A 12,305-nucleotide genomic window follows, 5' to 3' on the forward strand; every position below is an offset into this window, starting at 1 on the left:
GCGGCACCTCGGCGGCGTCGCCGTACCAGGCCTCGCGATCGGCCATGGCCAGCTTGCAGCCCTCGATCAGCAGGTGGGTGTACGCGGCGGAGCCGGGGGGCGGCAGGTCGGGCGGGAGCAGCGCGAGCTGCTGCAGCAGGACCGGGCCCTGGCTCCAGGGGCCCGCCTTGCACACGGTCCAGTCCCGGAAGTCGTACGTCGCCGGGCTCTCGTAGGTGGCGGACCAGGCGGCGAGGTCGTCGGCGGTGAGGGTGCCGCGGTGGCGTTCGCCGGTGGTGTCCAGGGTCGGCCGGGCGGCCTGCCGGGCCAGGGCCTCGGCTATGAAGCCGGTGCGCCAGACCTCCCGGGCGGCCTCGATCTGCGCCTCGCGGTCCCCCGCCCCGGCGGTCTCGGCGAGCAGCCGCCGCCAGGTCGCGGCGAGGGCGGGGTTGCGCAGCGGGGTGCCGGGGCGGGGGGCGCGGCCGCCGGGCAGGTAGACCTGCGCCGACGACGTCCACTCCGTCTCGAACAGGTGCCGGACGGTCTCGACGGTCGCGCCGATGTTCTCCACCGGCGGGTGTCCGTGCTCGGCGTAGCCGACGGCGTACTTCAGGACGTCGGCGAGGTGCCTGGTGCCGTGGTCGCGCAGCAGCACCATCCACGCGTCGAAGGCGCCGGGGACGGCGGCGGCGAGCGGTCCGGTGCCGGGGACGAGGTCCAGGCCGAGGGCGCGGTAGTGGGCGGGGGTCGCTCCGGCCGGGGCCACGCCCTGCCCGCACAGCACCCGTACGTCCCCGCCGGCCGGGGCGAGCAGGATGGGGACCTCGCCGGCGGGGCCGTTGAGGTGCGGCTCGACGACATGCAGCACGAAGGCCCCCGCGACGGCCGCGTCGTAGGCGTTGCCGCCGTCCTCCAGCACGGCCATCGCGGACTGCGAGGCCAGCCAGTGGGTGCTGGACACCATGCCGAAGGTGCCCTGGAGGGTGGGGCGGGTGGTGAACATGCCGGGCAGGCTACCGATCACCGCGCGCGAGGCGTACCCCCGGCGGCCCGGGCGGAGGCCGGCCGGGAGGGCGACCCGCGGACAACGCGAACTGAAGTGCGCACCCCACCCGTTGGGGCATAGGTTGTGCTCGATCACCCGTGCCTCGGCTGAGAGATGGACCGTACCCATGAGCGACCCCGCGACCCCGCCCGGACCCTCGGCGCAGCAGAACATCGACACCTCGGTGCCGCACTCGGCCCGTATCTGGAACTACTGGCTGGGCGGCAAGGACAACTACCCCGTGGACGAGCAGGCGGGCGACGCGTACACCGCCGTCTTCCCGGGCATCGTCACCATCGCCCGCAGCAGCCGCGCCTTCCTGCGCCGCAACATCACGTACCTGGTCACCGAGGCGGGGATCCGGCAGTTCCTGGACATCGGCACCGGGCTGCCCACCGCCGACAACACGCACGAGGTCGCCCAGCGTCTCGCCCCCGAGACCCGGATCGTCTACGTCGACAACGACCCGATGGTGCTGGCCCACGCCCGCGCCCTGCTCTACTCGACGCCCGAGGGGGCGACCGCGTACGTCGACTCCGACGTGCGGGACCCGGAGCGGGTGCTGGCCGCCGCGGCCGACACGCTGGACTTCAGCCGTCCGACGGCACTGATCCTCAGCAACATCCTGGGGCACATCCCGGACTACGAGCAGGCGCGCGGGATCGTCACCCGTCTGATGGCGGAGCTCCCCTCGGGCAGCTACCTGTCGATCAACGACGGCTCACGGGGCATCGACCCGGTGTTCGAGCGGGCGCAGGACGCGTACAACGAGAGCGGCGCCGCCCCGTACATCCTGCGCTCCGTCGACGAGATCACCGCGTTCTTCGACGGTCTGGAGCTGGTCGAGCCCGGCGTGGTGCCGGTGACCGAGTGGCGCCCGGACCCGGACGGCCCGGCCCCGGAGCCGATCGGCGAGCACGGGGGCCTCGCCCGCAAGCCGTGACGCCCTGACGATGCCCGGCCCCGGCCGCCTCTCCCCGGGGAGGTGGCCGGGGTCACTGCGGCGGGGACGTCCGTATGTGTTCCTTGTGCTCCTGCCGACCAGTGGGGGCGGGGGCGGAGTCCGCCCGCGAGGGAGGTCTCCGGGAGGCTCGCGGACGGGCCGGCGGCCGCCGCCCCCGTCGTTCTCCGTTCGCCCCTGCCACCGGGACGCGCGAGGGAGAGCACCCAGGCGGCTGCGGACAGCGTCGCGCCCGCGGCGGCGACGGACGGAAGGCCGTGGCCACGGGAGAGCAGGAGGCCGGCGAGCCAGCTCCCCAGCGCGATGCCGACGCAGAAGGCCGAGTTGTTGACGGTCAGCGCCATGGTGGGAGACGAGGACCCCGCCGCGGCCACGATGCGCGTGTTGAGTGCCGGAATGCCGGCGAAGTACGCCGCTCCCAGCAGGCAGAACAGCGCGGCGACGACCCACCCGTTGCCGGGCGGCAGCGCGAGCAGGAGGAGTCCCGCCGTGGCCGTGCCCAGGGTCACGGGCACCGACGCGTGGGGGAAGCGGTCCGCCGCCCTGCCGCCGAGCGAGTTGCCGACGACGCCGCCGGCCCCGTAGAGCAGCAGCAGGACGGTGACGGCCCGCGGGTCGATGCCCACGGCCTGCGTGAGGTAGGGCGAGGCGTAGGTGTAGAGGGCGAACACCCCTGCCGTGCCCAGGGTGATCACCAGCGCGACGAGAAGGACGGGACCCGGCAGGGCCGGTGTGCGCCGTCGGTCCACGCCGGACGCCTCCGGCCCGCGCGGTACGGCCTCGGGCACGGTGCAGCGGGTGAGCAGCACGGTGGCGGCCAGGCTCAGCCCGGCGAGCGACCAGAACGTGGCGCGCCATCCGAAGGCCTCCCCCACCAGGCTTCCGACGGGAACACCGGCCACGCTCGACAGTCCGATGCCCAGGGTGACCTTGGCCCCCCAGGCCGATCTGCGCTCCGGGGGTGCCATGTCGCGCGCCGTGGCCACGAAGACCGCGATGAGGGTGGAGTGGACGACGGCGCTCACCACTCGGCCCGCCATCAGCCAGCCGAACCCGGGGGCCAGTGCCGCCTGCGCGTTGCCCAGGACGAACACGAGCATCAGAGCGGGCATGAGGACGGCACGGCTGAGCCCTGCCGTGGCCGCGGTGACCAGCGGGCCGGCGAGGACGACCGCGAGGGCGTATGCGCTGATCAGCAGGCCGACCGAGGAGAGGGAGACGCCGACCTCCCGCGCGATGGACGGGAGGATGCCCGCGATGACGCTCTCGGCGGTGCCGATGCAGAAGGTGCAGGCCATCATCGCGAAGACGGGCAGGGGCATGGAGGTCTCCTTCGTCGTCGCCGCGGTCCCCTGCCCGACGAAGGGCTGTCCGGGGCCCGCGGGGCACGGGTACGGCGCCTGTCGTGGGTCGCCGGCCCCGGTGCCCGCGGGCACCGGGGTCCGTCGAGGGCGAGGCCGTGGCGGCGGATGTCTCAGGACGTGCCGACGGTGACGGGACGGTCGGTGTCGTCCGGCGTCGGGCGGGCAGGCTCCGGCGGCTCGGTCTCACGTGCCGCCCGGCTCCGGCGTCCCCACGCCCGCATGACGGGCCGCTCGACGCCGATGTAGAGCAGCCAGGCCAGCAGGAGGCTCGCGGCGGCGACCAGCATCGCCACACCCAGGGCCTCGCCGAACGAGTCCGCTTCCCGGAAACCGATCCGCTCCTGTGTGACGGACAGCAGGATCTGGTGGACGAGATAGAAGGCGAACGACACCTCGCCGAGCCACACGCACACCCGTCCGCTCACCGCGGTGGGCCGGCCTCCGGCGTCCCGGGCCGCCGCGGCGGCGATGAACAGAGCGAACGGGACGACGACCACGGCGTTGAGCGAGAACAGGAAGGGAACGCCGAGGCTCACCGCGTAGGCGGCGGCCGTGAGAGCCAGTGCGGGCCGCACGCCGAGGCCCATCCACCGGCCGGACAGGACGATGCGGGCCATCAGGATGCCGAGCAGGAAGTCGAGCACCCGGATGGGCGGGAAGATGTAGACGAACCACATCTGGGTGATCGAATGCCCGTACAGCGGGGAGTTGGCGTGGTTCGGGCCGAACTTCTCACCTGTGGGCAGCAGTTGGGCGACGAGGGGGAGCAGGACGATGACCGCCGCCGTTCCCGCCGCCCACCACCACAGCCGGTCCTCGCGGATGCGGGACACCCACCGGTGCAGGGCCGGGAACAGCAGGTAGAAGACCAGTTCGCAGGAGAGTGACCAACTGGGGTTGTTGATGCTGAAGAAGACGTAGTCGCGAGGTATCCACGCCTGCAGCAGCAGGAAGTTGGGGATGCCCTGACCCCATGTGGCCGACACGTACGCGTAGGAGGCCAGGGCGAGGAAGAAGGTCACGACGTGGTTGGGGAGGATCTTGGCCAGGCGGCGTCCCCAGAAGGCACGGGTGGTGTCGCCGTCACGGACGGACCAGGTCAGGACGAATCCGCTGAGGATGAAGAAGAAGGTGACACCGGCCCATCCGCCGTTCCGGAGGGCGGACGCGAACGGCCCGTGCCCCTCCCCGTCGGTGGAGTAGGCGTCGAGCAGCGAAAGGTGGAACAGGAAGACGAGGAAGGCGGCGAAGAAGCGCAGTCCCGTCAGGGAGGGCAGCCGGGAGGAGCGTTCCGGCGTGGCCGGAGCAGTGGACACGAAGATCACCTCGGCGGGGGAGTCGGTGGGGCGGCGTGGCCCCGAGGGGCAGGTCGGCCGGCGATGCCGGGCCGGGGATCACACGTGACGGACGGACTGGGCGTGCCGGAAGAACCCGGTGGGGTCCCAGGCGGCCTTGACCCGCTGCAGCCGTCGGTAGCCGTCCTTGTAATAGAGCTCGTGCCAGGGCACTCCCGAGCTGTTCCACCGCGGGTCGGCCAGGTCGACGTCGGCGTAGTTGACGAAGCAGCCGTCAGTGGTCCCGTTCGGCACCGGGACACCTCCGGTGGCGGCGAACATGTCGCGGTAGCACTCGCGCACCCAGCCGACGTTGGCCGCGTCGTCGGCCGCGTCGTCCCACAGCGAGACGACCTGGTACTTGAGCACGGAGTCCCGCTGGGGCACCGCGGTGGCGTCGGGGGCGACACGGTTCACCGCTCCCCCGTACGACGCGATCATGAGAAGTGCACCGGGGTTGCCGAAGTCGTCACGCGTGAGATGGCGGTAGGCGGCGGCGATGTGCGCGTCCGCGTACGTCCTCCGCGCGTACACGGACTTGCCCTTGAAGCGGATCGTGGGGTCGGGTCCGGTGAACCCGGGCCACTGCGTGGCGTGCAGCCACGGCATCCGTCGGTACTGGCGGACCTGAGGCCGGATCCCGAGCCCTTCCCCGACCGCGGCGACGTAGCGCCGCAGCATGCCCTCTGCGTCCGGGGCGCCGGCGTCCACCAGTGAATCGAGCACGACCGCGCCGGCGGACCGGTGGAACGTCTTGAGCTGGCTGAACAGCGCGGTGTAGGGGGAATCGGGCCCGCTGTGACGGGTGTGCCAGTCGCCGTGGTTGCGCATCAGCCGCGTGAAGCGTGCCTCGGACAGCCGTTCCCACGGCCAGGCCACCTCGCTCAGCCACACCTCCCGCGGCGGGGTGGGCAGTTGTGCGGCCGGATCGGTCCCCGTCGCCCCTGGGGAGCGCAGCCAGTACCGGGTGACGACACCGAAGTTCCCGCCGCCCCCTCCGGTGTGCGCCCACCACAGCTCCCGGTGGGGGTCGTCGGGCTCGCGTGTGGCCACGACGGTGCGGGCGGTGCCGTCCGCCCGGACGACCACGATCTCGATGCCGTACAGGTGGTCGACGGCGAGGCCGTCGCGCCGGCTCATGGACCCGTAGCCGCCGCCCTGGATGTGGCCTCCGGCCGCGACCGTGGGGCAGTTGCCCGCCGGGAGGTACACGCCCCAGCCCTTGTAGAGGCGGTCGTAGATCCGGCCGAGGGGCGCGCCGGGCTGGACGGAGAAGGCCCGGCGGCGCCGGTCGTAGGACACGTCGTCCATGCGGGAGAGATCGAGGACGATCTCGATGTCCTGGCTGGTGGTGAAGTCCTCGTAGCAGTGTCCGCCACTGCGCACGGCCAGACGTCTGCCGGAGTCGACGGCCCGTTGCACGGCCGCGACGACATCGGCGGTGGTCTCGGCGAGGACGATCTTCTGCGGGCTGCCGACCCATCGCTGGTTGGTGCCGCGGCGGAGATCGGCGTAGCGCCGGTCGTTCGGGCGGACGGTGACGGGGCCAGCGCCCCGGGTGCCACCGGCCCGGACCGGTTCGGCCGCGAGGGCGGGGCTCACGCCCGCCGCGGTGACCGCGAAGGCGCCCCCCACGGCGGCCGTGCCGGACAGGAAGGTTCTGCGCTGCACGCGCGGAGCGTCGGCGGTCCCGCTCCGCCGGCCCGAGGTGGTGGCGGGAGAGGGGGAAGCGGGGGCAGGAGGCAGCGGAGCTGATGAAGGCATGAGTTCATTCCTCGGGAAACGGGATGAAAGGGAACGGGGAAGGGCGCGGAAGGTGAGGCGGGCACCGTCCCGGGCGTTCGTTGGGGAGGGCCGTTCGGACGCGCCCGGGGTGTCAGCGGGCAGGTGTCGACGGGGTCGCCGGGCCGTGCAGCGCGTCGAGGGAGATGCCGAACCAGTCAAGAATGCCGACGACGCGGCGGGCCTCCGCCAGGTCGACGGTGGACGTCCGCGGGGCGCTGTCGTCGTCCGCGAAGCTCCGCAACGCCCCGGGGGCCAGTGCGACGGCCGCCCCGGGGAGCAGGCACTGCCGCGCGTACTCGGCGCCCCGGTCGGGGCCGGCCATCGGCCGGGTGGACACCAGCAGACCGGGAGCGGCCAGTCCGCGGTCGAGGGCCCGCGTCCACTGCGGCGAGGCCAGCTCGCGGCGCAGCGCGTCGTACAGCAGGTGGGCGCCGGCTACTCCGGCACGGTCGCGCATGGCCTTGGCCTCCCAGCCTCCGATCCGGTCAAGAGCGGCGTTGACCAGGGCATCGACGACGGGAGCGGGATACTCGACGACGTAGCGGCGGGCCACCTCCGTGGCACTGTGCGCGGCCAGCAGTCCGCGCAGGAGCCGCCGGCCCGCGGCCGGCCCGTGCACGGGCCCCGTGATCGCAACGCCTCCCCTGGAGAGGTACTCGGGGCGTGCGGGCCGGCCGACGGGCGGCAGCACGTCCTCGACGGCGTGCGCCTCCCCGTCGTGGGTACCGGCCGCCGCACCCGGGGCGCGGTGCCGGCAGTCGAGCCAGAGCCCGGCGCGGGACATCGTCCCGTGCGGCGGTCCGGCAGGCGGTGGCAGGGAAGACCGGGGCGGCTGTCCGGGAGGCCGGGCCGCCGACGGAACGAGCGTATGCATGATGGCTGCCTAAGGGGTGCGTGGCGTCGTGCCCGGGCGCCGGTCCTTCTCGGTCGGCGGGGCGCCGGTGTGGACCCGACCGGAGCGGCCCGGGTGCCGGGGTTCGGGAAGCTGCGAGGAAACGTTCAGGCAGAAGCAGGCGTCGCCGGCCCCGCTCAGGGGCGGTCCTGCCAGCGCAGGGCGCCAGGAGTGGCACGCCGGGCAGGGGTTCGCGCCTCGTACGGCAGCGCGCCGTCCGGCATGTTGATGATCTCCATCTGGATGCCGGCCGGTGTGGTGAAGTACAGCCAGCGGTCACCAGCGATGGGGCCGGAGACGATCGTCTCCGGTTCACCCATCAGCGTCACGCCGTCCTGCTCGCGCAAGTACGCAGCGGCGGCGTCCACATCGTCGACGTAGAAGGCCAGATGATGACCGCCGACGTCGCTGTTGCGCGGGGGACGGGTCCGCAGCGCGCCCCTGCCGCTCTGCGTGAGCCGGCAGTTGGCCGTCGGCCCCAGCCGCAGGAGGACGCGGCGGCACTGCTCTGCACCGGGTGGCCAGTGGCCGTCGTCCGGCTCCGACGCACCTCCGTGGCTCGCCACGAGTTCGGCTCCCAGCACCGTGGTGAAGAACGCCGTGGCGGCGTCGAGATCGGAAACCGTGTAACTGACGTGTTCGACGCCGAGCAGGCCGAGCCCACCCCGGGCGGCACCGTCCCGCATCTCGGGAGCCGGAACGAAGAGCCGTTCGTCCCGCCGTCCGGGGGCGCTCAGGGAGAGCAGCAGGCCGACGGGGGTGAGGAACCAGCGGCGGGTCCTGCCGGAGGGCTCCGCAGGACCCAGCCGGACGGCGCCGGCCCGGCGCAGGTACTGCTCGGCCGCCTCCGGATCGGCGACCGTCAGGGCGAGGTGGTGTCCGCCGACGTCGTTCGGACCGGGTGGCGAGGTCACCTGGTCCGGAGCGTCGTACTCGAACAGCTCGAGGTTGGTGAAGGCGTCGAGCCTGACGAGGGCGACGTGGGCGCGGGCCCTCGGGTGAACGCCCAGCTTCCGGCGCATCCAGTCGCCGGCGGCGTCCTCCACCGGCCCTTCCCGGTAGCAGAGTTGCCCTCCGAGGACGTCGGTGAAGAAGGCGACGGCCTCCTCCAGGCGCGGCACCGTGAAGGCGTAGTGATCGACGGCCCGCGCGGTGGGCAGGCCTAAGAGCCCCGGCGACTCGGTGACGGCGTTGAGCATCTTTCCCCCTGTTGTCGCGCGTCGGGTGACGGGACACCACGACACATGCGTGCCCGGGCGCCGGAACGTGCCGACAGCCGGGACCGACCGAGGGGACAGTACGACAATGTCATTGCGCACGCAAGAACTACCCCCGGACCACGCCCGCACAGGTAGGCCCGCACACCGATTTCGACCTGGCACTTGGACCACTTGTAGACCTTGCTTGAACAGTCACCGAATCAAGAACTTGCAGATCTCCTTGCCCAGGCATGCAAACCACGTGGTGACCGGGGGTTTCCCCGGCCTCCGCGGTCTCGTATTCTGGGCATGGACCGGCCGTGCCGGCTGTCGCGTGCCGAGCCCGTTTCCCCCCACCGCGCCCGGAAGGGTTCCCCCCGACGGTCGGCGGAGCCCGGGGCATCCTGAAGAAGGCGGCATCATGCGAACGCGCAAGGAAGACAGTGTCGAGCTGTGGAGCCAACTATCGGTTCTCGTCGCGGAGGTCGGGACCGCGCTGGACAGACGGCTGTCCGAGGACTTCGAACTGGGCCTCACCGACTTCCTGGCCCTGCGGGCACTGAGCAACGGTGACCCGGCCGGCATCCGCATGAGCGAACTCGCCCAACTCCTTGGTCTCAATCAGTCGTCCGCCACCCGTGCCGTCCAGCGGCTCGAGGGCCGCAGCCTGGTCGAGAAGGCGGCACACGCGACGGACCGCCGGGGCGTGGTGGTGCGTGTCACCGACGCGGGCCGCGACCTGGTCGGGGACATAGGGGGCCTCTTCCGGCGGGAGGTGGGCATGGCACTGGAGGTCGCTTCCATGGACAGCCGGACCAGTTCGGTCGTCGCCCGGTTGCGGTACGCCCCCACCCTCAACCGCTGACCCCGCCCCCGACGCCCCCGCCCCCTCGGCGGGGGCGCCGTCGTTCCCGCGCCCCGTCAGGCCGCCCAGGCGGGCGGACACTGCGGAAAACAGGGCAGGCGTCCTTGCGTAAGCATGTATCGCAGCATCCTTCAGGACATCCCTGGCAACTGAACACACACTGAAGCACCAGATCATCGCGGCCCGATGCGTGCAACGCGATCGGTTTCGGCCAGCACTCCACGCATGAAAAACTGGATATCCTTGCGTACGCAATGACTCCTGTGTCAGGGTCGCTCCCGACAACGGGGGCGGGTCACGACACGGTGACCGAAGTGCGTGCGGACGGCCCGGAGGGCCGCGATGCCGACACGTGAGAGAACTGCCCCGACCGGATGCTCCGAGCACCCGGATCGAGACTCTTCGCCGGAGGCAGAAGTCTGATGCAGCAGCGAACCCAGACCACCGCGACCAACGACGGCCTCTTCGCCGTGGGCAGCCCGGTCACCCACTGGTCGGTGCAGACCAGCAATCCGGTGCAGTACGAGATCCAGGCCTGCGACAACCTGCTGGACCCGGCGAACTCCGTGATTCTGGAGGGAACTTCGGGCACCGGGCCCCGGCGCCGCTTCGTCGTCACCGACCGGGTCGTCGCATCCCTGTACGGTGAGCGGATCCGCGCCTACTTCGATCACCACGCCGTCGACCACCGCCTGCTCGTGCTGGACGACGGTGAGACGCACAAGTCGATGGACGCCGTGCTGCGGGTCGCCGAGGCACTCGACGACTTCGGCGTCGACCGCCGCCGTGAACCCGTCATCGCCATCGGCGGGGGCGTCCTCATGGACATCGTCGGTTTCGCCGCCAGTCTCTACCGCCGCTCCACACCGTTCATCCGCATCCCCACCACACTGATCGGCCTCGTGGACGCCGGCGTCGGCGCGAAGACCGGGGTCAACCACAACGGACACAAGAACCGGCTGGGCACGTACTTCCCCGCGGACCGCACCCTGCTGGACCGCTCGTTCCTGGCGACCCTCGACACCCGGCACATCAGCAACGGACTGTCCGAGATCCTGAAGATCGCCCTGATCAAGGACGCGCGACTGTTCGACCTGCTGGAACAGCACGGGGCCGACCTCTTGCGTACCAAGCTGCAGAGCCCCGGAGGTGTGGGCCCCACCCCTGCGGACGCCCCGCTGGAGCAGCGCCTCGCGGCCCGGGGCCTGCACCTCGACCCCGCGACGGAGGTGACCGAGCGGGCCATCCACGGGATGCTGGAGGAGCTCCAGCCGAACCTCTGGGAGAAGGTGCTGGAACGCGTCGTCGACTACGGCCACACGTTCAGCCCGACCATCGAGATGCACGCCCTTCCCGCCCTGCTGCACGGGGAGGCCGTGGCCGTCGACATGGCGCTCACCACCGTGATGGCCGAGCAGCGCGGGCTGGTCAGCGCCTATCAGCGGGAACGCGTGCTCGCCGTGATGGAACGGCTGGGACTGCCGGCCTGGCACCCCCTGTGCACGGCCGACGTGCTGATGGACGCCCTGCGCGACACCGTGCGCCACCGCGACGGCAAGCAGCGGCTGCCACTGCCGGTGGGGATCGGCAGCGCCGTGTTCGTCAACGACGTCACCGAAGCCGAACTCAAGGCGGCGGCCGAGGCGCTCGCGGGGCTCGCCGCCGGGGTGGCGCGATGACGTCGGCGTCCCTCGCGCGCCCCGGGACGGTCGCCGCCCCGGCCGGCACAGCGCCCCGCGTCTTCCGCTCCATCGGTACCGTGACCGGTGCCGCCACGGTCCACGGAGTGCACGGCGCCGCCGGGCGCACCCGGTGGAAGTGCTTCGCCGGCCGCCGCCAACTCGACTCCGCCTCCGAGGCCGTGGAGTGGGCGTCCGTCCCGCCGGGCGGCCTCAGCGGGGAACACCGCCACACCCGTACCGAGGAGATCTACCTCGTGCTTCGCGGACACGGCGAGTTCCTCTTCAACGGCGCCGCCCATCGGGTGGGGCCGGGGTCCCTCGCGCTGACCGCTCCCGGGAACGTGCACGGGCTGCGCAACACCGGCGAGGCCGACCTCGACTGGTGGGTCATCGAAACCCTCTCGCCCGGCACCCGTGCCGTGCTGTCCTCGACCGGCCACACCCATCCAGGAGTTCCCCCCATGGGCGATGTCGTCATCCACGACCTGTTCAAGGAGCGGACCGTCTCCACCGACGGTGTCTTCAGCGGGCCGCTGCGCCGGGTGGAGGTCGTCGAACTCGACGCCGGCCAACGCACGGTGCTGGGCTCGCCCGACGCGGAACTCGCCGTGTTCGTGCACAGCGGCGAGGGCCGGGCCACCTCGGGAGCCGACGCGGCCGAGCTGGTGGCCGACACGTGCCTGACCCTGGGCGCGGGCACCTCGACCACCGTCGGGGCAACCGCTCCGCTGCGTCTGCTGATCGTGACGCTGGCCGTCCCCGAACGCGCCGAGGAGGTCGCGTGATCCTCACGACGACGTCCGAGGCGGTGCGCACCGCAGTGGGCACCGAGGCGGGAGGTGAGGCCGAGGCGGCCTGGACCTGCCTGGTGCGCAGGGGCATGCTGCACAGCGAGTGCGAGGCCGCGGAGCACTGGCTGCTCCCCCGCGGTTCGGTCCTCACCACGCACCCCGGGCACGGAGTGGAGGAGGCGCTGCTCGTGCTGGAGGGCGTGCTGCGCCTGACAACGCCCTCCGGCGGGCACACCGTACGCGCGGGACAACTGGCCCTGGTGCCGCAGGAGTGCCGGGCCCGGATCACCGCGGACTCCCCCACGGCGCGTCTGGTCTCGGTCCGGGGGCTCTCCGCCTCCGTGTCCGGCCGGCTGCCGCCCCGGGTGCCCGAACTCACCCGCCCCTGAAGACAGGCGGCGCGCCGCG

General features: G+C 72.3%; 10 protein-coding genes and 1 pseudogene. 5 read left to right on the plus strand and 6 right to left on the minus strand.

Going from position 1 to position 12,305, the window contains the following annotated elements; translation table 11 throughout:
- Positions 1 to 982 (minus strand): gamma-glutamyltransferase (locus tag G3I53_RS05930; protein WP_203616696.1); only part of this gene is annotated, 982 nt, incomplete at its 3' end.
- A 169-nt stretch (positions 983 to 1,151) separates the two neighbouring features.
- Here G3I53_RS05930 and G3I53_RS05935 point away from each other — a divergent pair.
- Complete coding sequence (locus G3I53_RS05935) at positions 1,152 to 1,967, plus strand: SAM-dependent methyltransferase (protein WP_164335938.1); 816 nt, start codon at positions 1,152 to 1,154, stop codon at positions 1,965 to 1,967.
- A 188-nt stretch (positions 1,968 to 2,155) separates the two neighbouring features.
- On the opposite strand, the pseudogene G3I53_RS33640 reads toward G3I53_RS05935, so the two are convergent.
- The 5 genes and pseudogenes from G3I53_RS33640 to G3I53_RS33190 form a co-directional block, all read right to left on the minus strand.
- A pseudogene (locus tag G3I53_RS33640) lies at positions 2,156 to 3,307 on the minus strand (MFS transporter); the annotation flags it as partial.
- Between the two features lie 152 nt (positions 3,308 to 3,459).
- Entirely contained in the window at positions 3,460 to 4,665 is a 1,206-nt protein-coding gene (locus G3I53_RS05945; protein ID WP_164335942.1) for an acyltransferase, read from the minus strand.
- Between the two features lie 78 nt (positions 4,666 to 4,743).
- Positions 4,744 to 6,354, minus strand: a complete 1,611-nt coding sequence (locus G3I53_RS05950; RefSeq protein ID WP_343240561.1) for an FAD-binding protein — start codon at positions 6,352 to 6,354, stop codon at positions 4,744 to 4,746.
- 205 nt (positions 6,355 to 6,559) lie between these two features.
- Entirely contained in the window at positions 6,560 to 7,252 is a 693-nt protein-coding gene (locus tag G3I53_RS05955) for a hypothetical protein (protein ID WP_164335946.1), read from the minus strand.
- 245 nt (positions 7,253 to 7,497) lie between these two features.
- On the minus strand, positions 7,498 to 8,559 hold the full coding sequence (locus tag G3I53_RS33190; RefSeq protein WP_203592143.1) for a VOC family protein: 1,062 nt from the start codon (positions 8,557 to 8,559) through the stop codon (positions 7,498 to 7,500).
- A 421-nt stretch (positions 8,560 to 8,980) separates the two neighbouring features.
- Here G3I53_RS33190 and G3I53_RS05970 point away from each other — a divergent pair, with 421 nt between their 5' ends.
- The 4 genes from G3I53_RS05970 to G3I53_RS05985 all read left to right on the plus strand — a co-directional run bounded on the left by G3I53_RS05970 (position 8,981) and on the right by G3I53_RS05985 (position 12,286).
- A complete protein-coding gene (locus G3I53_RS05970) occupies positions 8,981 to 9,424 on the plus strand; it encodes a MarR family transcriptional regulator (RefSeq protein WP_164335947.1) in 444 nt (147 codons plus the stop codon).
- A 422-nt stretch (positions 9,425 to 9,846) separates the two neighbouring features.
- Positions 9,847 to 11,103: a sedoheptulose 7-phosphate cyclase gene (locus G3I53_RS05975; RefSeq protein ID WP_164335949.1), complete on the plus strand. Its 1,257-nt coding sequence runs from the start codon at positions 9,847 to 9,849 to the stop codon at positions 11,101 to 11,103.
- On the plus strand, positions 11,100 to 11,891 hold the full coding sequence (locus tag G3I53_RS05980; protein ID WP_164335951.1) for a cupin domain-containing protein: 792 nt from the start codon (positions 11,100 to 11,102) through the stop codon (positions 11,889 to 11,891). The genes G3I53_RS05975 and G3I53_RS05980 overlap by 4 nt, the downstream gene beginning before the upstream one ends.
- Complete coding sequence (locus tag G3I53_RS05985; protein ID WP_164335953.1) at positions 11,888 to 12,286, plus strand: hypothetical protein; 399 nt, start codon at positions 11,888 to 11,890, stop codon at positions 12,284 to 12,286. The genes G3I53_RS05980 and G3I53_RS05985 overlap by 4 nt, the downstream gene beginning before the upstream one ends.
- Positions 12,287 to 12,305: the final 19 nt, after the last annotated feature.

The sequence above is a fragment of the Streptomyces sp. SID14436 genome, from assembly GCF_010548465.1.
Classification (GTDB): Bacteria; Actinomycetota; Actinomycetes; order Streptomycetales; family Streptomycetaceae; genus Streptomyces.